The sequence below is a fragment of the Marichromatium sp. AB31 genome (assembly GCF_003718685.1).
GTDB classification, from domain to species: Bacteria; Pseudomonadota; Gammaproteobacteria; order Chromatiales; family Chromatiaceae; genus Marichromatium; species Marichromatium gracile.
In genome coordinates this window covers 200,263-221,777 of record NZ_RHFI01000001.1, presented here as the reverse complement: position 1 = coordinate 221,777, position 21,515 = coordinate 200,263, and the positions used below count along the sequence as shown (strand labels likewise).

Here is a 21,515-nt window from a genome sequence, read left to right as displayed (position 1 = left end):
TCGGCCGGATGACGCCGTCCGAAGACGGCGTGACAGCGACTCAGGCGTGGTAGGGACGGCTCAGCTCGTGCACCGCCTCGATCATCGCGCCGGCATTCTCCGGATTGACGTCCGGGGTGATGCCGTGGCCGAGGTTGAAGACGTGGCCGGGGCCCTTGCCATAGCTCTCCAACACCCGCGCGACCTCCTCGCGGATCCGCTCGGGCGAGGCGTAGAGGGTGCAGGGGTCGAGGTTGCCCTGGAGGGCGACGCGATCGCCGACCATGCGCCGCGCATCGGCCAGATCGGTGGTCCAATCGACACCGAGGGCATCGCAGCCGGTGTCGGCCATGTCGGCGAGCCACTGACCGCCGTTCTTGGTGAACAGGATCACCGGGACGCGGCGGCCCTCGGCCTCGCGGGTCAGGCCGTCCATCACCCGCTTCATGTAGGCCAGCGAGAACTCGCGGTAGTGGGCCGGGGCCAGGGCACCGCCCCAGGTGTCGAAGATCATCGCCGCCTGGGCGCCACGAGCGATCTGGGCATTGAGGTAGGAGGTCACCGAGTCGGCGACCTTGGTCAGCAGGCGGTGCAGCAGGTCGGGACGGTCGAACATCATCGCCTTGGTGTGGGAGAAGTTCTTGGCGCTGCCGCCCTCGACCATGTAGGTGGCCAGGGTCCAGGGGCTGCCGGAGAAGCCGATCAGCGGCACGCGACCGTCGAGCTCGCGGCGGATCACCGACACCGCGTCCATGACGTACTTGAGCTCACCCTCGGGATCGGGGATCGGCAGACGATCGATGTCGGCCTCGGTGCGCACCGGACGCTCGAAGTTCGGACCCTCGCCCTCGGCGAAGTAGAGCCCCAGGCCCATCGCATCGGGCACGGTGAGGATGTCGGAGAACAGGATCGCCGCGTCCAGCGGGAAGCGATCGAGCGGCTGGAGCGTGACCTCGCAGGCGAGCTCCGGGCTCCTGCACAGATCCATGAAACTGCCCGCCTTGGCGCGGGTGGCACGGTACTCGGGGAGATAGCGCCCGGCCTGGCGCATCATCCAAACCGGCGTGTAATCAACGGGTTCGCGCATCAGGGCGCGCAGGAAGGTGTCATTCTTCAGTTGGGTCATGAAGCAGTGCCCGGGCAGTTTGATGTGTTAAGAACGCAGGTTTTGCAGGGCTATTCTACTACGGGTTGACGACCGAACGCCCGACGAGAACGAACGTATCCCGCAGCGACCCTGCACAGCCCTCTCCCGCTCGCCCCGGATCTCCAGCGAGATCGCCAAGACACTGAAAACAAAGGAAACCTTAATAAGCTGTGCGCAACCCTGTGGATAAGTCGGTGGACAAACAGGTGGACAAAATCAGGCCCTGATTCAGACACAAGTTATCCACAGGATATCTCCAGCTTCATCCACTCGCAGGCGCCTTGCAAGCTGCTGATCAACAAGAAGAAAACAGAGTTATCCGGATATCCACAGGAATCAATAATAACTACAGACTTTAAATATCTATATTTTATTTTGATTAGATTTTCGCGAAACGGCGGGGCCGAACGGATCCAGCATACCCTAGATCCGGCCATCCGCGGACCGAAAATGTCAGTGAGATCCTCGTCTTCCGTCGCCCCCGCACTGGGGTAGAATTCCCCGATGAATGCTTCAGCCCTCCTCGACTCGCTCAACCCCGCCCAGCGCGAGGCCGTCTCGGCCCCTCCGGGCAATCTCCTGATCCTTGCTGGCGCCGGCTCGGGCAAGACCCGCGTGCTGGTCCACCGCATCGCCTGGCTGCTCCAGGTCGAGCAGGTCCCGCCCTGGGGGATCCTTGCCGTCACCTTCACCAACAAGGCCGCTCGCGAGATGCGTGGACGCATCGAGACCATGTTCGCGCAGCCGGTCGGCGGGATGTGGGTCGGGACCTTCCACGGCCTGGCCCATCGTCTCCTGCGCGCGCACTGGCAGGAGGCGGGGCTGCCGCAGCACTTCCAGATCCTCGACGCCGACGATCAGCTGCGCATGATCAAGCGCATCGTCAAGGACCTCGGTCTCGACGAGACCCGCTGGGCACCGCGCCAGATCCAGTCCTTCATCAACAAGCACAAGGACGAGGGGTTGAGACCGGCGCACCTCGACTTCTCCGGTGACTTCTTCGGCGAGCGGATGCTCACCGTCTATCGTGAATACGAGCAATTGCGTCAACGTGGTGGTCTGCTCGATTTCGCCGATCTGCTGCTGTGCGCCCATGAGCTGTTGCGTGATCGTGCCGACCTGCTCGAGCATTATCAGCGCCGTTTCCGTCATATCCTGGTCGACGAGTTCCAGGACACCAATGCCATCCAATACGCCTGGCTGCGTCTGCTCGCCGGTGGCGAGGACAAGTTGTTCGCGGTCGGTGACGATGATCAGTCGATCTATGGCTGGCGTGGTGCTCGGGTGGAGAACATCCGTTCCTTTCAGCGCGACTATCCGGAGACCCGTGTCATTCGTCTGGAGCAGAACTATCGCTCCACCGCCACCATTCTCGCCGGCGCCAATGCGCTGATCGCCAACAACCCCTCGCGACTGGGCAAGCAGCTGTGGACCGAGGGTGAGTCCGGCGCACCGATCCGGCGCTATGGTGCATTCAACGAGGTCGATGAGGCCCGCTTCGTCGTCGAGCGTATTCGCCGTCATGCCGAGACGCCGGGTGGGCGTCATGATCAATGCGCCATCCTCTATCGTACTACCGCGCAGTCGCGGCTCTTCGAGGAGGCCCTGATGCGTGCCGCCGTCCCCTATCGGGTCTATGGCGGGCAGCGTTTCTTCGAGCGCGCAGAGATCCGTGACGCCCTCGCCTATCTGCGCATGATCGCCAACCAGGACGATGACGCGGCCTTCGAGCGGGTGGTCAATACGCCCTCGAGGGGGATCGGACTGCGTACCCTCGATCAATTGCGCGATCATGCCCGGGGGCACGGGTTGTCGCTGTGGCGCGCCGGCGCACAGCTGATCGCCGAGCAGGGGCTGGGTGGCCGGGCGGCGAATGCGCTGGGCGCCTTCATGACCTTCATCGAGCAGCAGCGTGCCCGCAGCGCCACCCAACTGCTGCCCGATCTGACCGCCGCGCTGATCGACGAGGCGGGGCTGCCGGCGCACTACGAGAAGCAGAAGGACGGCAAGGGGCGCGATCGCATCGAGAACCTCCAGCAACTGGTCGAGACCGCTGCGCGCTTCGCCCATGAACTCGAGGCGCCGGATGGCGAGGTACTCGGCGCCTTCCTCGCCCATGCCGCGCTCGAGGCCGGCGAGACCCAGGCCGATGCCGAGACCGATGCGGTACAGCTGATGACGCTGCACAGCGCCAAGGGGCTGGAGTTTCCGGTGGTCTTCCTGGTCGGACTCGAGGAGGGCTTGTTCCCGCACGCCATGTCCGCTGACGATCCGGACCGGCTCGAGGAGGAGCGCAGGCTCTGCTACGTCGGCATGACCCGGGCGATGGCCGAGCTTTATCTGACCCATGCCGAGAGTCGGCGGCTCTATGGGCGTCAGGATCTGCCGCCGCCATCGCGCTTTCTGCGCGAGATCCCGGAGCGGCTGATCGAGGACGTGCGCGCTCGCGCCGCGCCCCCCAGACCGTCGCCTGCGTTCAGGCCCTCGCCACCACCCGTTGCCCGTCCTGCCGCGGCGCGTGAGACCGGCGGTTTTCAGGTCGGACAGCGGGTCCGCCACGCCAAGTTCGGCGAGGGCGTGGTACTCGATGGCGAGGGACGGGGCGCCCAGGCGCGTATCCAGGTCAAGTTCCAGGGCAGTGCCGGTACCAAGTGGCTGGTGCTCGCCTATGCCAAACTGGAGGCGGCATAGCCTTGTCGTCGGTGGCCGACCACCCGGGAGGTGGCATGAAGACACTCAACAAACGCGTGCTGGTCACCGGCGGCGCCGGTTTTCTGGGGAGTCATCTCTGTGAGCGTCTGCTCGAGCAGGGTTGCGATGTCCTCTGTGTCGATAATTTCTATACCGCGACCAAGGACAACATCCGCCATCTGCTCGGTCATCCGCACTTCGAGTTGATGCGTCATGATGTCACCTTTCCGCTCTATGTCGAGGTCGATGAGATCTATAACCTCGCCTGTCCGGCCTCGCCGATCCATTATCAATCAGACCCGGTACAGACCACCAAGACCAGCGTCCATGGCGCAATCAACATGCTGGGTCTTGCCAAGCGGACCGGGGCGCGGATCTTTCAGGCCTCGACCAGTGAGGTCTATGGTGATCCCGAGGTCCATCCCCAGGACGAGGGCTATTGGGGACGGGTCAACCCAATCGGTCCACGCGCCTGCTATGACGAGGGCAAGCGATGCGCCGAGACCCTGTTCTTCGATTATCACCGTCAGCACGGACTGCGGATCAAGGTGGCGCGGATCTTCAATACCTATGGCCCGCGGATGCACCCTGACGACGGACGGGTGGTCTCCAACTTCATCATTCAGGCATTGCGCAATGAGCCCATCACCCTCTATGGCGATGGCAGTCAGTCGCGCGCCTTCTGTTATGTCGATGACATGATCGAGGGGATCGTGAGACTGATGGAGAGTCCGGAGGCGGTCACCGGGCCGATCAATCTCGGCAATCCGGTCGAGTTCAGCATGCGTGAACTGGCCGAATGCGTGCGTGAGCTGACCGGCTCGAATGCGCCCTTGATCGAGCGACCGCTGCCCGTCGACGACCCGCGCCAGCGCCGCCCGGACATCCGTCTGGCGCGCGAGCTGCTCGCTTGGGAGCCTCGGGTCCAGCTCGTCGACGGGTTGCGGCGAACGGTGGAGTATTTCGAGGCGCTGCTGCGTCGTGGCCTGGCCTGAGCCGATCTTCGGGCCGGTTGATGAAGGCTTTTTTGTTCAATGGTTTATTTGTTTCTGCCCCGGCGCTCGAGGCGCTAATCTGAGACCGGTGGCAGGCGCTGCGCGGGGGCTCGGTCGTCGTCGAACGGGGATGTCGGTCAGCGTTTCGCCCAGTGCTGTGCTATGGTTCGCGCCGGCGGTAGACGACCCGAGCGGGTTGCGCCCCCGAATCTCCCGGGGATGGCCGCCGTTCATGCCGGTTGCTCGGCCGCTGGGTTCGCGGGCGCCGGAGGATTCGATCCAGCCCCCGGAGAACACCGAACTCGGGGTGTCCATTCCAGAGGCTTGAAGATTTGCGCAGCGTGGTCTATCCCGGGACCTTCGATCCCATCACCAACGGTCATGTCGACCTGATCCTGCGCGCGGCGCGTCTGTTCGATCGGGTCGTGGTCGCCGTTGCCGCCGACACCGGCAAGCAGACCCTGTTCACCACCGAGGAGCGGGTTGCCCTGGTGCGCGAGGCCGTGTCCGATATCCCCAAGGTCGAAACCGTTGATTTCCAAGGGTTGTTAGTGGATTTCACGCGCGAGCTCGGGGTCGATGTGATCATGCGTGGGTTACGCGCGGTGTCCGACTTCGAGTACGAGTTCCAGCTCGCGGGCATGAACCGGCGCATGGCGCCGGACATCGAGACCCTGTTTCTCACGCCAGCCGAGAAATATGCCTACATCTCGTCGTCCCTGGTGCGGGAGATCGCCCGCCTCAAGGGCGACGTGTCGGCCTTCGTCGTCCCGACGGTCGAGGCTGCACTGAAGGCGCGCTTTGGATAAGATCCGCGCGCTTTTTCTCCATCCACTGAAGCTATAGCTCAAGGAGTTCTTCCATGGCGCTGTTGATCACCGACGAATGCATCAACTGTGACGTCTGCGAGCCCGAGTGCCCGAACGGCGCGATCTCGCAGGGTGACGAGACCTACGAGATCGATCCCAACCTCTGCACCGAGTGCGTCGGTCATTACGAAACCGCGCAGTGCGTCGAGGTCTGCCCGGTTGACTGCATCATCAAGGACCCCAATCACGAGGAGTCCGAGGACGCGCTGCGGGCCAAGTTCGAGCGCATCGCCGGCGGTAACTGACCGCGGTCTGCCACGGCAGTGCGGGACAGGCCGGTCTTTTCCGGACGTCCGCTGCTGTGGCTGTCGGCCTCGTCCCGGCGGTGTCGCGTCATGTCGGCACGTGCGCGGGCGACGATCGAACCCCTTCGCCCCGCCCGTGACGTGCTCCGCTCGCCGAAGACACCGCATGGGATGCATGGCGGTTGCCTGGGGTCGTGCATCGGTCACTGATGCCGTCGCGCGCCCCTCCTCCCTGCCGATCCGCGATCTTCCACCGGCCCCGGAAGACGGCACGTCCGGTCTCGAGGCCGGCGGCGGCGCCTCGTTTGTCGCGCCTTGATTTGCATCGATTTCGACAACCTGAAGGAGATCCTCGCTAATGACCGTCAAGACCCTGTTCACGACCGCGCTGGCGCTGGTCGTGGTCGGCTTCATGTCCGTGTCCACGGACGTCGAGGCCAAGCGATTCGGGGGTGGATCCAGCCTCGGCAAGCAGTCGAGCAGCCTCTCCTCGCGCCCGGCGCAGCGTCAGCAGCAGGCGGCGCAGCCACGCAGCTCGACCGCGGCCAACGCCCAGCAGCCGAAGAGCGGCGCGAGTCGCTGGCTCGGTCCGCTCGCCGGTCTGGCCGCCGGTGGTCTGCTCGCCTCGCTGTTCTTCGGCGACGGCTTCGAGGGTTTCCAGTTCATGGACTTCCTGCTGATCGCGCTGCTGGTGTTCGGCGCGGTGATGCTGTTCCGGGCGCTGCGGCGGCGGCAGGCGGCGGGGCCCGTGCCCGTGCCCGCGGCCGCCGGCGCCCATGGTCGGGTGATGCCGGGCCAGCAGCGTCAGGCTCACCCGGGTGCGGCCGGCATGCGTCGCGCTGGCGGGACCCAGCAGCAGCCGTCCTGGTTCAATGCCGCCGGCTTCCTCGAGGACGCCAAGGCGCATTACGTGCGTCTGCAGTCGGCCTGGGACCAGGCTGACATGAACGACATCGCCGAGTACACCACGCCCGAGCTGTTCGCCGAACTCGAGCGCGAGCGCGCCAAGCTCAGCGGTCCCCAGAGCACCGAGGTGGTGCAGCTCAAGACCGAGCTGGTCGGGGTGCAGCGCGATGGCGATCAGGTGGTCGTGAGCATCCTCTTCTCCGGGCTGATCCGTGAGCAGGCTCAGGCACCGGCCGAGCCCTTCCGTGAGGTCTGGCACATCCAGCACGCCTGGGCCAGCCCTGCGGGTGACTGGTACATCGCCGGGATCCAGCAGGTCGAGGGCTGATCCCGAGGTTGCAGCGGGGCGCGTCGGCGCCCTGCTGCAGCGGCTGGTGCGACCGAGTGAGGGACGAGCGGGGCGAGATGCCGCATAATCCGCTCGACGGCGATTGGCCGAACGCCGCCGACCTTCGCCCCACTCGGCCCTGTGGGCGTCGCCCGTTGCTGCCCTAGTCGATCAGCTGGCGGATATCGCTGGTGTTCGTTCACTCCGTGCCCAGTTCATGTTCCATGGTGCCGAGACGGTTGTGGGCGCATCAGGTCCCGTCTCATCGAGTGTTGAGCGCGCCCTGAGTCCGCGCGTGTCTACGGAGAGTCCAGATCATGTCCAGCCCGACACCTCCCCCCTCCAGCTCCACCGGATCAAGCGCGCCCGACGGGATCTATCCCTCCAAGGAGGCGCTCGAACTCGCCTTCAAGGCGGTGCGCAAGGCGGTGGTGCCGCAGATCCCCGATGTGATCCTGGCGCTGCGCAAGGAGCTGAATCGGCCTGAACCCGACCTCCAGGTCGCCGCCGATCTGATCGCTCAGGATCTGGCGCTCTCCGGTCAGGTGCTCAAGACGGTCAACTCGCCCCTGTTCGGCGCGCGGGCCAAGATCTCCAGCGTCCATCAGGCGGTAACCATGATGGGGGTCCGGCGGGTCGCCGCGCTGGCCTCGGCCGATGCCATCGAGCGCGCGCTGCGCCACAGCCAGGGGGGCGCGGCGCGGGTGGTCTGGGAGTCGATCATGGAACAGGCCCATGCCGCGGTCGCGATCGCCAGACAGATCGGCTGCATCGATCCCGAGGAGGCCTATCTGTTCGGCCTGATGCACGATGTCGGCAGTCTCATCTTCGCCGAGCAGCTCAAGGACTATGCCACCGTTTGGATCCTCCACGCCGCCTCGCCGAATGCCCTGATCGAGCACGAGCGCAAGGCGCTCGGGGTCGATCACACCACGGTCGGTTTCCTGCTCGCCGGGACCTGGCAGCTCCCCGGCTACACCACCCTGGCGATCTATCACCATCACGATCCCCAGGCGGTCAAGCTCGCCGATGCGCGGGTGCGCACGCTGATTGCGATCGCCAAGCTCGCCTACTATCTGCGGGCACTGCCGCAGGGCAACCAGGATGCCCCCGAGATGCTCGGTTATCTCGACGACGCCCGTCAGGAGCTCGAGTTCAACGATGAGACCCTGAACGCGCTCTCCGAGGAGGCGATGCGGGGGAGCTGGAGCCAGGGTACAGGCGACGGATGAGGGATTAGTCGCCCCGTCTTGCGCTTTTTCATCGCCCGCCGATGTCCTCGGCGTCGAGACTCGTGTCCTTCGCAGCACGAGGAGAGACGCCGGTGAAGCCTTCCGACCTGACCATCCTGTTCGACAACCATGATCCCGCCGGCGGTCCGCGTACGCTCTGGGGGTTTGCCGCGCTGGTGCGGGTGAACGGTCAGCGGTTGCTGTTCGACACCGGCAGCAACGGCCCGGCGCTGTTGCGCGGGATGCGCGCCCAGGGGGGCGATCCGGCGACCCTCGATCAGGTCTTCCTCTCGCACCAGCACTGGGATCACATCGGCGGTCTGGATGCGGTGCTGGACGCCAATCCGGGTGTGTCCTGCGTGCTCCACGACGGCTTCTCGGCGCATCTGGTCGAGGACATCGACGGGCTCTGTGGCGAGCTGATCGTGGTCGGGGCCGAGCCGCGTGAACTCGCTCCCGGCGTCTCTTCCACCGGCCGACTCGAAGGGCCGCCCGATGAGCAGGCGTTGGTGATCGACACCGGCGCCGGGATCGCCCTAGTCAGTGGCTGCGCCCACCCCGGGATCGAGACGCTGGTGGCACGTGCCCGCGCGCTCGCCGATGCCCCGGTGCGCTGGGTGATCGGCGGGCTGCACCTGATGCGTGCCGAGTCGGTGGAGATCGCGGCGACGGTGACCGCGCTGCGCGACCTCGGGGTCGAATGGGTGCTGCCGACCCACTGCACCGGCGCCGCCGGGGTGGCCGCCTGTCAGCGCCTCTATGGGGGTCATGCGCTCGGCGGCGGGATCGGTGCCAGGGTCGATTTCGCCGCCCTGGGCGCGACTGCTCAGCGCTGACAGCGCGGACAGTAGACGGTCGAGCGCTGGGCGATGCGCAGCTCGCGCAGCGGGGTGGCGCAGTCGCGACAGGGCTGGCCGCCGCGCCCGTAAACCCTGAGCGACTGGGCGAAGTAGCCGGGCTGGCCGTCGTCGCGGAGGAAGTCGCGCAGGGTGGTGCCACCCTGCTCGATCGCCGCCTCCAGCACCGCGCGGATGGTCTCGGCGAGCCGTCGATAGCGGGCCAGCGAGATCCGATTGCTTGGGCGCGTCGGGTGGATCCCGGCAAGGAACAGCGACTCGTTGGCATAGATGTTCCCCACCCCGACCACCACACTGGCGTCCATGATCAGCGACTTGACCGCGATGCGCCGGGTGCGGCCGATGCGGTGGAGATGATCGCCGTCGAACTCGGGGGTGAGCGGCTCCGGGCCGAGATGACGCAGCAGCGGGTGCGTGGCGCGGGCCTCGAGCGGCGTCTGCGGGGTCCACAGAAAGAGCCCGAAGCGTCTGGGGTCGTGCATTCGCAGGCAGGGGCCGCCGGCGCAGACCAGATCGATGTGGTCGTGACGACGCGGCGGCGTTGCCGGGTCGAGGATGCGCAGACTGCCGGACATCCCCAGATGGATCAGCAGGCTGCCCTGCTCGAGTCCGAGCAACAGATACTTACTGCGTCGCTCGAGTCCGAGGATATGGGTGCCGGCGATCCGCTCGGCGGTGTCGGCGGCGACGGGCTGGCGCAGCCGCGGCTCGCGTACCAGCAGCCGCTCGATCCGCCGCCCCTCGAGATGGGGGCGGATGCCGCGCAGGGTGGTCTCGACCTCGGGGAGTTCAGGCATCTTCGGGGCATACTCTCGAACGGGGACGATCGGCCGTGACAGTCGTCATCGTCAGGGCGGATCCGGGGCGAAGGGGTCCTGGCCGAAGCCCTGGGGCGGACGCTTGTAGGGCTCGGCGCCGAAGCCGGCCTCGGGGCTGGGGCGTTCGGGGCCGAGGCGGACCTCCGGTGGCGGTCCGAGCAGGGCATCGCTCGGCAGCACCGGCTCGTCCATCGCGCCGCTCTCCGGGGCGAAGGGATCGGCGCCGATGGGTGCTGGTGGCGCCATCGGTTCGGGCAAGGTCGCCAGCGCCGGATCGGTCGCGAGCCTGGGCGCCGTGGCCAGCAGATAGCGCAACGGCTGATCGAGTCGTCGCCAGCTGCGCTGATCCTCGGAGAGACGGAAGCGCAGCATCCGACCGTCCTCGGCGCGCAGACTGAGGGCGGTGCCGTGTGGTGGCTCGGGGTCGTGCTCGACCCGCTCGGCGCTGAGCGCGGGCAGCGCGGCGAGCGACTCCGGGGTCAGCCCGATACCCTCGAGCGTGCCCTGCACCGGGACGAAGTCGGCCGGCAGCGGGCGCGTCGAGACATAGTCGCGCAGCGGCGCGATCAGCAGGTGGTAGGCGCGATCGTCGATCAGGTGTACCAGGTCCCCGGCGGCGACATAGCGATGCTGCTGGAGCGGATCGGTGGCGCCGAAGGCGAACGCTCGGGCATCGACCCGCAGCTGCACCCGAGGGGGCGACAGCCCCAGGGGAGCGAGTTCGAGCCCGCTGACCGGGAAGCTCTGTTGCACCGGTGTCGCGAGCACCCCGAGCAGGCGTTCGATGCGCTCGACGTCGGCCGGTGCGCGGAAGGGCGCGCGCAGCTCCCAGCCCGCGCCGGCGCGCATGAACTCGAGCGGCGGCTCGCCATCGCGCTCGAGACCGATGCGCTGGATCTGTGTCGGTTCGATCGTCGCCAGCAGCGGGCGCGCATGGTGCTGGTGCAGCTCATCACGGATCGCCAGTGCGAGGCCGAGCAGGAGTATCGCCAGGACCAGATTGATCCGCCAGCGTCGATTCATCGTACCCTCCCGCGCCGCCACTGGATCAGCAGCCAGATGGCGAGCAGCAGTCCGGGGATCACCCCCAGGCTGCCCAGGCCGAGCAGCAGGCGACGCTCGTCGTCGAGTTCGAGTGGCGGATGTCCGGGCGCCGGTGACGGCAACGGGTGCATGCGCGCGCCACTGAGCCAGTCGATCAAGGCGAAGGCGAGCGCCCGGTTGCCCTCGCGGTTGATCCAGGCGTTGCTCATGAAGTCACCGTCACCGACTATCGCGATGCGCTGGTGGCGGTCGCCCTCGGTGCTCGCGCGGGTCAACGCGAGCAGGAGCGCCTGAGGACCGGCCAACTCGCCGACGACCTCGTCGCGGTAGCTCCCGGGTTCGATGCGTCCGACCTCGTTCCAGCTGCGCGGACCGCTGACCAGCGGCTGCGCGAGTGTCCAGCCCGCGGCGCTCTCGGGGGCGAAGACACGCGCCCCGGGGAGCAGCACCGACTGCGACAGCTGGGCGGTCAGCGGGTGGGGGGTGGCGGTTCCCTGTGCGAGGGTCGGGGTGTCGGCGCCCTGCTCCAGGCTCTCGGGGTCGAGCACCACCCCGGGCAGCGGGTGCAGTCCGAGCCGTTCGAGCAGTGGCTCGAGGCCGTTGAGCGGGCCGGGGTCGAGCAGCCACAGCAGGTTGCCGCCACGATCGAGATAGTCGATCAGTCGCTCGACCTCGCCGGGGAAGAGCGCGATCTCGGGCTGGCTGAGGACCACCAGGTGGGTGTTGACCGGCACGTCGCTGACCAGCGCCAGGTCCAGTGGACGGGCGAGAAAGCCCTGGGCCTCGAGTTCGCGCCCGAGCCGACCGAGATCGGTGGCGGCCTCGCCATCGATGTCGCGCTCGCCGTGCCCCTCGATCACCGCGACCCAGGGCCGCCGATCCTCCAGCAGTCGGGCGATGGCGGCGCTGAGATCATGCTCGTCGAGCCGCTCCAGGGTCTCGCGTCGGCCGCGATACTCGACCAGCAACTGGCCATCGACCCGGACCTGGGCGTTACGCGCGCGCTCGGGGAAGCGGCGCGGGTCGACGAACTCGACCCGCATGCCGGGGAGCGCCTGTTGATAGCGGGTGAGAAAACGTCTGATCGACTTGCCGAGCAGCCCGTCGGGGTCGGCGAAGACGGTGATGCGCGGCGGCTGATCGAGTTCGGCGAGCAGCTGCAGAGTCTCGACCGAGAGGCTGTTGTCGCCACTCGAGGTCCAGTCCCAGTAGCGATCGTGACGTGCGCTCAGCCAGCCGGCGGCGATCGCCACGGCGAGCAGCAGCGCGAGGAAGACGCCATCGGCGAGCGGGCGATCGAGTCGTTTGAGCAGGGCGTGGATACGATGCAGTGGCGACATCAGGCGAGCCGTCGGTTGTCGAGGCGGCGCTGGGCGAGCGCGAGGAAGACCGCGCTGAACAGGGCGAAATAGGCGAGATCGCTGAGTCGGACGGCACCGAGCAGGAACCAGAAGAGGTGCTCGTTCCAGGTCAGCCAACCGAACAGTGACAGTGAGCCGTCGACGAACTGCTCGGCGCGACCGATGACCGAGAGCAGCAGCAGCACGGCGAAGGCGGCCAGGGTCGCGCTCGTCGGCTGGGTGCTCAGCGTCGAGGCGTGGATGGCCACCGCCGCGAACAGCCCGGCGACGAGCCACAGCCCCAGGGTGGCGGCGGCGATCTGTCCCGCGTCGAGCGGCGCGGCACCGACGAGGAGCAGCAGGTTGAGTGCCGGCAGCAGACACAGCGGGCTGAGCAGTGCCCACAGCCCGAGATACTTGCCGAGCACGATCTCGCCACTGCCGATCGGCGCGCTGGCGAGCAGCGCGAAGCGCCCGTCGCGCAGCTCCGCGCTGAGCATCCGCGCGCCCATCAGCGGCGCGGCGAACATCAGGATCACCGCGGTGAAGCCGAACAGGTTGAGGGTCAGCTCCAGGGTCAGACTGTGCTGGCGGGTCGCCGCGTCGAGTCCGGCGACCTCCTCGAGCACCTGGAGGAAGATCCAGGCGAGCACGATCTGGGCGCCGCCGAGCAGTACCCAGGGCAAGGGGGTGACGGCGCCGCCGAGCAGCTCACGGGTGAACAGGGTACGGATCATGTCGACTCCTCCGCGCCGGTGAGGTCGAAGAAGACGCGTTCGAGATCGCTGCGCTCGGGATGGAGTTCGTGCAGATCGACCCCGGCGGCGACCAGCTCGCGGGCCAGGTCGGCGGCGCTCGCGCCATCCTTGAGCACGACCCGGTAGCGGGCCTCGGCGAGTGGACTCACCTGATCGAGCGAGTCGAGCGCGTGCAACCGCTCACCCTGCTCCGGGTCGCCGAGCCGGATCCGCCACAGATGCGGATTGTGGTCGGCGGCGGGATAGCCGTCATAGCGAACCCGACCCTGGTGCAGGATCATCACCCGGTCGCACACCGCTTGGACCTCGGGGAGGATGTGGCTCGAGAGGATGATGCCGCACTCGTGCGCGAGATCGCGGATCAGTGCGCGCAGCGCGCGGATCTGGTAAGGGTCGAGTCCCTCGGTCGGCTCGTCGAGGATAAGGACCCGGGGGCGGTGGATGATCGCCTGGGCGATCCCCAGGCGCTGCTGATAGCCCTTGGACAGGGTGCCGACGAGCTGGCGACCCGCCCGGTCGAGTCCGCAGCGATGCTTGGCCGCGTCCAGGCTTGCGTTGATGCGCGCACCTGGGATGCCACGCAGTCGTGCACAGAAGCGCAGATATTCGTCCACCCGCAGCTCGGGGTGGAGCGGCGGGCGTTCGGGAAGGTAACCGATCCGGCGCCTGGCCAGGCGTGGCTGACGGGCGAGATCGGCGCCGAGGATCTCGACCCGGCCGCTGCTCGGTGCGAGCACGCCGGCGAGCAGCCGCAGGCAGGTACTCTTGCCGGCCCCATTGGGGCCGAGCAGACCGAGCACCTGACCGGTATCGAGCGTCAGCTCCACCTCGGAGAGCGCCTGATGGCGTCCGAAGCGGCGGCTCAGGGCGGTTGCGCGCACGAGGGTCTCCATGACAGCGGCAAGATACCCGCTCCTCGGGGGATTGCCAAACACTTCCAGCGATCAGTTGTCAGCGACCAGCGACCAGCGACCAGCTACCAGTCGCCAGCCGCCAGCCGCCAGCCGCCAGCCGCCAGCCGCCAGCCGCCAGGAAGTTTGAACCGCAAAGCCGCAAAGGGTGCGAAGGGATTCAAGCTGCCAGCGATCAGCGGTCAGCCGCCAGTGGAGGGACGCCCTCGACGATAGCGCGCTCCATTCACTGTCGGCCACCGGTTGGCGTGCATTTCCAACCAACACTCGAAGACAGACAGCCACTGGCAGCTGGAGGCTGATCGCTGGAGGCTCTTTCCTTCTTCGCGCCCTTTGCGGCTTTGCGGTTCAATCCCCTGGTCGCTGGTCGCTGGTCGCTGGTCGCTGGTCGCTGGTCGCTGGCGATTGATACCTTGCCATGCCCGGCGGTGGCGGCAAGAATGCGGCGCATGCGTCGTCCTAGCCCGTTGCCGACTTGGTTCCATCCCTCGCTGGAGTGGCTCCGGCTGCGTCTGTCGCGCCCGGAGGCGCTGGTGTGGCACGCCGCCATCGGGTTGTTGACCGGGCTGTTGGCCGGTGCGGTGATCGTCGGTTTCCGGCTCGTGGTCGAGGGTGCCCAGGCGGCCTGGCTGCCCGAGCATGGCGAGAACTACGAGGCGCTCGCCATCTGGGTACGGTTGTTGTTGCCGCTCGCCGGGGCGCTGGTCATCGGGGTGATCTTCCTGCGCTTTGCTCAGGGTATCCAGGTGCTCGGCGTGGCCCGGGTGATGGAGCGCATGGAGTATCACCAGGGCTATCTGACCCTGCGCGGCTTCGTGCTGCAGTTCGTCGGTGCGGCCATCGCCATCGTCAGCGGCCACTCGGTGGGGCGCGAGGGGCCACACGTCCATCTCGGCGCGGCCAGCGGCAGTCTGCTCGGCCAGCTCTTCTCCCTGCCCAACAACAGCATCCGCACCATGGCCGCCTGCGGGACCGCCGCCGGGATCGCCGCCTCCTTCAACACCCCGCTGGCCGGGGTGATCTTTGCCCTGGAGGTGCTGGCGCTGCCCTACAGCATCGGCGGTTTCATCCCGGTCACCCTGGCGGCGGTGAGCGCCAATGCCGTCGCCGTGGCCGTCTTCGGCAGCGCTCCGGTGTTGCTGCTCCCGCCCTTCGTGCTCGGCTCGCTCGCCGATCTGCTGCCGGTGCTGTTGCTGGGGGTGCTTGCCGGCGCGGTCGCGGCGGCCTATATCCAGTCGTTGCAGGGCGCGGCGCGGCTTGCCGGGCGTCTCGGTGGGGTGCGTCGCTACCTGGTTGCGGGGCTTGCCGCCGGGCTCATCGGTGTCCTGGTCCCTGAGGTGATGGGGCTCGGTTATGACACCCAGCAGACGCTGCTCACCGGTCAGGCCGCCTGGGGCTTTCTGGTGGTGCTGCTCGTCGCCAAGCTCGCCGCCACCGCGCTCAGCGTCGGGCTCGGGATCCCCGGGGGCAACATCGGTCCGGCGCTGTTCATGGGGGCGATCGTCGGCAATCTCACCGCGGTGATCAGTGGGTTCTTCGTCCCGCTCGATCCCGCCCATGTCACCTTCTACACCCTGCTCGGCATGGGGGCGATGATGGGGGCGAGCCTGCAGGCGCCGTTGGCCGCGCTCACCGCCATCGTCGAACTCAGCCACAACCCCGGGGTGATGATGCCGGGGATGCTGGCGATCGTGATCGCGGCGCTGACCTGTCGCCAGCTGTTCGGCAAGGACTCGATGTTCCTGACCCTGCTGCGCGCCAAGGGGCTCGATTATCGCGCCAACCCGGTGATCGCGATATTGCGCAGGAGCGGCGTGGCGAGCGTGATGAACACCGGCTTCGTGCGCCAGCAAAGGCTGCTCGATCGCGCCAAGGCCGAACGTCTGGTCGCCGATGCGCCGGATTGGATCATCGTCGACCAGGACGGTGCTCCCAGCGTGTTGATGCCCGGACTGGCGGTTGCCAGCGAGCTTGCGCGTACCCCGGAGACGGTCGAGATCGATCTGCTGGAGATCCCCGCCGAGCGTTTCGAGCTGGCCCCCATCCACCTCCAGGCGACCCTCCAGGAGGCGATCGAGCAGCTCAATGCCCGCGGGGTCGAGGCGCTCTATGTCCAGCGTCCCCTGGCCCCGGGGATCGACCACGTCTACGGCGTCCTCACCCGCGGGCGTATCGAGTCGGCGTATCGATATTGAGCGGCCATCAGCCGCTGGCCATTAGCTACCAGCGGCCAGTCGCCAGCTTCCAGTGGGGACGGCATGGCGCCCCTGGCTGGCGACTGGCAGCTGGCGACTGGTAGCTGAGGTGCGCGATCATGTATCGCGACCTGGAGGGTCGGTTCGTGAGTCGCGCGCCGGATCTTGGTCCCGGGGAAGCCTGCGGGCACTGGCGTGTGACGTTCCTCTTATCTGCAATCAGGAACGGACATGTTGTTGAATACGCTATTTTTCGTGCTGTTCGCGCTGATCATGGTGCCGGCGGTGATCATTCTGCTCGGGGTCACGCGTTGGCAGAGCGTGACCGTGGCGCTGGTCGAGCGGCTCGAGGCGGCCAGGCGTGCGGTGACGCCGCGCACCTTCGAGCGCGATGAGCTGCAGGGGCTGCCGGAGCCGGTGCAGGCCTATTTCCATGCCGTGTTGAGTGCGCGACAGCCGCTGGTGGCCGCCGCCGAGATCGCCCAGGAGGGCAAGATCGATCTCGGTCGCGCCCGCACCCGCTGGGTCCCCTTCCGTGCCCGTCAGCGGGTCTTCGTCGCCCGTCCCGGTTGGTTGTGGGATGCGCGGCTGCGCTGGCTGCCCGGGCTCGGGCTGTTCGCCCATCAGGGCCTGCTCGCCGGGGTTGGAGTGGCCCGCTACAAGCTGTTCGGCCTGATCCCGTTGGTACGCTCGCGCGAGGATGAGGCCGGCGCGAGGAGCGAACTTACCCGTTTTTTTGCCGAGGCGGTGTGGTATCCGACCCGGTTGCTGCCGAGTCAGGGGGTGACCTGGGAGGCAATCGACGACCGGCATGCCCGTGCGACCCTGGAGGACGACGGCGTCGGCGTCGATGCGGTCTTCACCTTCGATGATGGCGGGATGGTGCGCTCGGTGCGGGCGCCGGCGCGTGAGCGGCGGGTCGGTGGCACCCGGATCGAGACCCCCTGGGAGATGCGTTTCTGGGAGTATCGCGAGCATGGCGGGATGCTGATCCCGGCGCAGTACGAGATGGCCTGGGTGTTGCCCCAGGGGCGTCAGGTCTATGCCCAGGGGCGGGTGAGCGAGGCGCGCTACAAGTTCACGCCCTGAGGTTCGCCGACATCACGCCCGCCACAGGGTGGCAGGCGTGATGCCGCGACCGGTCAGGTCAAGGTTTCAGCTTGTCCTTGAGGATGGCGTTGACCTGCTGGGGGTTGGCCTTGCCGGCGCTGGCCTTCATCACCTGACCGACGAAGAAGCCGAACACCTTGTCCTTGCCGGCCCGGTACTGCTCGACCTGTGCGGGGTTGGCGGCGATGATCCCGTCGATCATCGACTCGATCGCCCCCGTGTCGGTGATCTGCTTGAGCCCCTTCTGTTCGATCACCTGATCGGCATCGCCCTCGCCCTGCCACATCGCCTCGAACACCTGCTTGGCGATCTTGCCCGAGATGGTGCCGTCCTTGATCCGGGCGATCAGCCCGGCGAGTCCCTCGGCGCTCACCGGCGATGCCTCGATCTCCAGTCCCGCCTTGTTGAGCGCGGCCATCAGCTCGCCGCTGACCCAGTTGGCGGCGAGCTTGGGCTCGCCGCTGGCGCGTGCCGCGGCCTCGAAGTAGTCGGCCAGCGCGCGGCTGCCCGCGAGCAGGTTGGCGTCGTACTCGGAGAGCCCGAAGTCGTCACGGAAACGGGCACGCTTGGCGTCCGGGAGTTCGGGCAGATCGGCAGCGACGCGCTCGATGAAGGTGGCGTCGATCTCGACCGGCAACAGGTCGGGGTCGGGGAAGTAACGGTAGTCGTTGGCCTCCTCCTTGGTGCGCATCGAGCGGGTCTCGTCGTTGGCCGCGTCGTAGAGCCGGGTCTCCTGGATCACGCTGCCGCCATCCTCGAGCAGGTCGATCTGGCGCTCGACCTCGAAGGCGATGGCGCGTTCGAGGAAGCGGAAGGAGTTGACGTTCTTGATCTCGGTGCGGGTGCCGAAGGTGTCGCTGCCGAGCGGGCGTACCGAGACGTTGGCGTCGACGCGGAACGAGCCCTCCTGCATGTTGCCGTCGCTGATGCCGATGTAACGCACCAGCTGGTGAATCTTGCGCGCGTAGGCGACCGCCTCCTCCGGCGAGCGCATGTCGGGCTCGGAGACGATCTCCAGCAGCGGGGTGCCGGCGCGGTTGAGGTCGACACCGGTGTAGCCGCCACCGAGCAGGCTGTCGTCGTGGAGCGACTTGCCGGCGTCCTCCTCGAGGTGCGCGCGGGTCACGCCGATGGTCTTCACGCTGCCGTCATCGAGCACGATCTCGACCTGGCCGCGACCGACGATCGGCAGCTCGTACTGGCTGATCTGATAGCCCTTGGGCAGGTCCGGGTAGAAGTAGTTCTTGCGCGCGAACACCGAACGCGGGGCGATCTCGGCGCCGATCGCGGTGCCGAAACGGACCGCCAGGCGCACGACCTCGGCGTTGAGCACGGGCAGCACCCCGGGCAGTCCGAGATCGATGGCGCATGCCTGGGTGTTGGGTTCGGCGCCGAAGGCCGTCGGTGCCGCGGAAAAGATCTTGGATTGGGTCGCGAGCTGGGTGTGGATCTCGAGACCGATGACGGTTTCCCATTGCATGGTTGGGCCTGCCTGATTCTCTTGTCGATGCGTCACCAGGCACCCTGGGTGCCTGGGTGTTGAGCGATCCCGGCGCCGAGGACGCCGCTTCAGGGCGACGCCTTCGGCAACCGGGTTCTAGACGTCGAGGTTCTCGACGTTGAGCGCATTGTGCTCGATGAACTGACGGCGCGGCTCGACCTGATCGCCCATCAGGGTGGTGAAGATGCGATCGGCGGCGACCGCATCCTCGATCGAGACCTGGAGCAGACGCCGACCCTCCGGGTTCATGGTGGTCTCCCACAGCTGCTCCGGGTTCATCTCGCCGAGACCCTTGTAGCGCTGGATGCTGTAGCCGCGCTGGGCCTCGGCGAGCAGCCAGCGAACGCCTTCGCCGAGCGAGCTGATCTCGCGGCGGCGCTCGCCACGGGCCATGTAGGCGCCCGGTTCGAGCAGGCCGTCGACCTTGGCGCCGTAGTCGACCAGGCGCTTGTAGTCGGCGGTTTGGAAGAACTCCAGCGGCACGAAGCGGGTGTCGGGAATGCCGTGGATCAGTCTCACCACCTCCAGCCCCGCGGCGCGCTCCTCGGTGGCGGCGACATGGTTGACGCGGTAGTGCAGCGAGGGCGACTGCTCACGGTTGAGCCCGGACTCGAGACGCTGGTGCCACTGCGCGAAGGCCTCGGGGTCTGTGAAGGTCGCGGTCTCGAGCGCGGGCAGCCGGGTGAGCTCCTCGAGGAAGGCCGCGTCATAGCGTGCGGCGAGCCGTTTGACGATGCCGACGAAGACCTGATAGTCACGCGCCAGGGCCTCCAGCGCGGTGTTCGCCAGTGCCATGGCGTCGGGCGAGACGTGCAGCTCGGCGCCGTCGAGCGCGGTCTGCAGCATGGCATTGTTGAGCGCCGGCTCGTCGAGCAGATACTCCTCCTGTTTGCCCTTCTTGATCTTGAACAGTGGCGGCTGGGCGATATAGATGTGGCCGCGCTCGACCAGCTCGGGCATCTGCCGGTAGAAGAAGGTGAGCAACAGGGTGCGGATGTGGGCGCCGTCGACGTCGGCGTCGGTCATGATGATGATGCGGTGATAGCGCAGGTTGTCGGGGTTGTACTCCTCGCGTCCGATGCCGCAGCCGAGCGCGGTGATCAGGGTGCCGACCTCGGCCGAGGAGAGCATCTTGTCGAAGCGCGCCTTCTCGACATTGAGGATCTTGCCCTTGAGCGGGAGGATCGCCTGGAAGCTGCGATCGCGCCCCTGCTTGGCCGAGCCGCCGGCCGAGTCGCCCTCGACCAGATAGAGCTCGGAGAGTGCCGGGTCCTTCTCCTGACAGTCGGCGAGCTTGCCGGGAAGCCCGGCGATGTCGAGCACGCCCTTGCGTCGGGTCATCTCGCGCGCCTTGCGCGCGGCGTCACGCGCGCGCGCCGCCTCGAGCATCTTGTTGGCGATCGACTTGGCCTCGTTCGGGGTCTCCTCGAGGAAGATGCTGAGCTGCTCGGCAACCAGCGACTCGACCACCGACTTGACCTCCGAGGAGACCAGCTTGTCCTTGGTCTGCGAGGAGAACTTGGGGTCCGGTACCTTGACCGAAAGCACCGCGGTGAGACCCTCGCGAGCGTCGTCGCCGATGGCGCGCACCTTCTGGCTGCGGTCCAGCGCCTCTTGCTCGATATAGCTGTTGAGGGTGCGGGTGAGCGCGGCGCGCAGCCCCGCGAGGTGGGTGCCGCCGTCGCGCTGCGGGATGGTGTTGGTGTAGCAGAAGATGGTCTCCTGATACCCACTGTTCCACTGGATCGCCAGTTCGACGGAGATGTCCTGGCGCTCGGCGCTGAAGTGCATCACCGTCGGGTGGATCGGCTCCTTGTTGCTGTTGAGGTGCTCGACGAAGGCGCGGATGCCACCCTGGTACTCGAAGTGGTCGCTGCGCCCCGTCGCCTCCTCGCTGAGGGTGATGCGCACTCCCGAGTTGAGGAAGGAGAGTTCGCGCAGCCGACGAGCCATGATGTCGTAGTGGAAATCGAGGCTGGTGAAGATCTCGGGCGAGGGCTGAAAGCGGATTTCGGTGCCGGTCTGCTCGGTGTCGCCGACGCGCTTGAGCGGATACACGGGCTCGCCCATGCGGTACTCCTGCTCATAGATGTGCCCGCCGCGCTGGATACGCAGCTTGAGCCACTCGGAGAGCGCGTTGACCACCGAGACGCCGACCCCGTGCAGGCCGCCGGAGACCTTGTAGGAGTTGTCGTCGAACTTGCCGCCGGCGTGGAGCACGGTGAGGATGACCTCGGCGGCCGAGCGCTGCTCTTCCTCGTGGATGTCGACGGGGATGCCGCGTCCGTCATCGAATACCGAGACCGAGCCGTCGGCATGCAGGGTTACGCTGATGCTCGAGCAATGACCGGCGAGTGCCTCGTCGATGGAGTTGTCGACCACCTCGAACACCATGTGGTGAAGACCGGTGCCGTCGTCGGTGTCGCCGATGTACATACCCGGACGCTTGCGGACAGCGTCCAATCCGCGGAGTACCTTGATGTTGGAGGAATCGTACGTCATGTGATCTGCTTCGGGCGATGAGTGAGATCCTGTCGTTCGATGCCCGGGGGGCAAAGGGCAAAGGATCGAGGGATACGCGGTTCGGTG

Annotated in this window: 17 protein-coding genes; 9 read left to right on the top strand and 8 right to left on the bottom strand. The window is 67.0% G+C overall.

Annotated elements, in window-relative coordinates; translation table 11 throughout:
* Positions 1–40: 40 nt before the first annotated feature.
* On the bottom strand, positions 41–1,105 hold the full coding sequence (hemE, locus tag EBL84_RS00995; protein ID WP_005222211.1) for a uroporphyrinogen decarboxylase: 1,065 nt from the start codon (positions 1,103–1,105) through the stop codon (positions 41–43).
* A gap of 525 nt (positions 1,106–1,630) precedes the next feature.
* On the opposite strand from hemE, the gene uvrD reads away from it, so the two are divergent.
* From uvrD to EBL84_RS00960, 7 genes are all read left to right on the top strand, one after another.
* Complete coding sequence (uvrD, locus tag EBL84_RS00990; RefSeq protein ID WP_123139112.1) at positions 1,631–3,817, top strand: DNA helicase II; 2,187 nt, start codon at positions 1,631–1,633, stop codon at positions 3,815–3,817.
* 35 nt (positions 3,818–3,852) lie between these two features.
* A complete protein-coding gene (locus EBL84_RS00985) occupies positions 3,853–4,812 on the top strand; it encodes a UDP-glucuronic acid decarboxylase family protein (RefSeq protein WP_123139111.1) in 960 nt (319 codons plus the stop codon).
* 332 nt (positions 4,813–5,144) lie between these two features.
* Positions 5,145–5,621 (top strand): pantetheine-phosphate adenylyltransferase, encoded by a 477-nt coding sequence (coaD, locus tag EBL84_RS00980; protein ID WP_062274882.1) that lies wholly within the window; start codon positions 5,145–5,147, stop codon positions 5,619–5,621.
* Between the two features lie 53 nt (positions 5,622–5,674).
* The gene (locus tag EBL84_RS00975) at positions 5,675–5,926 is read left to right on the top strand and encodes a YfhL family 4Fe-4S dicluster ferredoxin (RefSeq protein WP_062274879.1); all 252 of its coding nucleotides are present in this window, start codon (positions 5,675–5,677) and stop codon (positions 5,924–5,926) included.
* A 358-nt stretch (positions 5,927–6,284) separates the two neighbouring features.
* Positions 6,285–7,160: a Tim44 domain-containing protein gene (locus EBL84_RS00970; RefSeq protein WP_123139110.1), complete on the top strand. Its 876-nt coding sequence runs from the start codon at positions 6,285–6,287 to the stop codon at positions 7,158–7,160.
* A gap of 317 nt (positions 7,161–7,477) precedes the next feature.
* A complete protein-coding gene (locus EBL84_RS00965; protein WP_123139109.1) occupies positions 7,478–8,392 on the top strand; it encodes an HDOD domain-containing protein in 915 nt (304 codons plus the stop codon).
* Positions 8,393–8,484: 92 nt separating this feature from the next.
* Complete coding sequence (locus EBL84_RS00960; protein ID WP_123139108.1) at positions 8,485–9,228, top strand: MBL fold metallo-hydrolase; 744 nt, start codon at positions 8,485–8,487, stop codon at positions 9,226–9,228.
* Here EBL84_RS00960 and mutM read toward each other — a convergent pair.
* From mutM to EBL84_RS00935, 5 genes are read right to left on the bottom strand one after another with little or no spacing between them, the layout of a single operon-like run.
* Positions 9,219–10,046, bottom strand: coding sequence for a bifunctional DNA-formamidopyrimidine glycosylase/DNA-(apurinic or apyrimidinic site) lyase (mutM, locus tag EBL84_RS00955; protein WP_123139107.1), 828 nt, complete (start codon positions 10,044–10,046; stop codon positions 9,219–9,221). The two genes, EBL84_RS00960 and mutM, sit on opposite strands and share 10 nt — an antisense overlap.
* A gap of 51 nt (positions 10,047–10,097) precedes the next feature.
* Positions 10,098–11,090, bottom strand: a complete 993-nt coding sequence (locus EBL84_RS00950) for a hypothetical protein (protein WP_123139106.1) — start codon at positions 11,088–11,090, stop codon at positions 10,098–10,100.
* A complete protein-coding gene (locus tag EBL84_RS00945) occupies positions 11,087–12,451 on the bottom strand; it encodes a GldG family protein (protein WP_123139105.1) in 1,365 nt (454 codons plus the stop codon). Before EBL84_RS00945 ends, EBL84_RS00950 begins: the two co-directional genes overlap by 4 nt.
* Positions 12,451–13,188 (bottom strand): ABC transporter permease, encoded by a 738-nt coding sequence (locus EBL84_RS00940; RefSeq protein WP_123139104.1) that lies wholly within the window; start codon positions 13,186–13,188, stop codon positions 12,451–12,453. The genes EBL84_RS00945 and EBL84_RS00940 overlap by 1 nt, the downstream gene beginning before the upstream one ends.
* A complete protein-coding gene (locus EBL84_RS00935; protein WP_123139331.1) occupies positions 13,185–14,090 on the bottom strand; it encodes an ABC transporter ATP-binding protein in 906 nt (301 codons plus the stop codon). The genes EBL84_RS00940 and EBL84_RS00935 overlap by 4 nt, the downstream gene beginning before the upstream one ends.
* Positions 14,091–14,569: 479 nt before the next feature.
* Here EBL84_RS00935 and EBL84_RS00930 point away from each other — a divergent pair, with 479 nt between their 5' ends.
* Both EBL84_RS00930 and EBL84_RS00925 read left to right on the top strand, forming a co-directional pair.
* On the top strand, positions 14,570–16,315 hold the full coding sequence (locus EBL84_RS00930; RefSeq protein ID WP_223806936.1) for a chloride channel protein: 1,746 nt from the start codon (positions 14,570–14,572) through the stop codon (positions 16,313–16,315).
* Between the two features lie 231 nt (positions 16,316–16,546).
* Positions 16,547–17,404, top strand: coding sequence for a DUF6544 family protein (locus EBL84_RS00925; RefSeq protein WP_148040249.1), 858 nt, complete (start codon positions 16,547–16,549; stop codon positions 17,402–17,404).
* A gap of 58 nt (positions 17,405–17,462) precedes the next feature.
* On the opposite strand, the gene gatB is transcribed toward EBL84_RS00925, so the two are convergent.
* Positions 17,463–18,905, bottom strand: coding sequence for an Asp-tRNA(Asn)/Glu-tRNA(Gln) amidotransferase subunit GatB (gatB, locus tag EBL84_RS00920; protein WP_123139101.1), 1,443 nt, complete (start codon positions 18,903–18,905; stop codon positions 17,463–17,465).
* 117 nt (positions 18,906–19,022) lie between these two features.
* Positions 19,023–21,428, bottom strand: coding sequence for a DNA topoisomerase (ATP-hydrolyzing) subunit B (gyrB, locus tag EBL84_RS00915; RefSeq protein ID WP_123139100.1), 2,406 nt, complete (start codon positions 21,426–21,428; stop codon positions 19,023–19,025).
* Positions 21,429–21,515 lie beyond the last annotated feature (87 nt).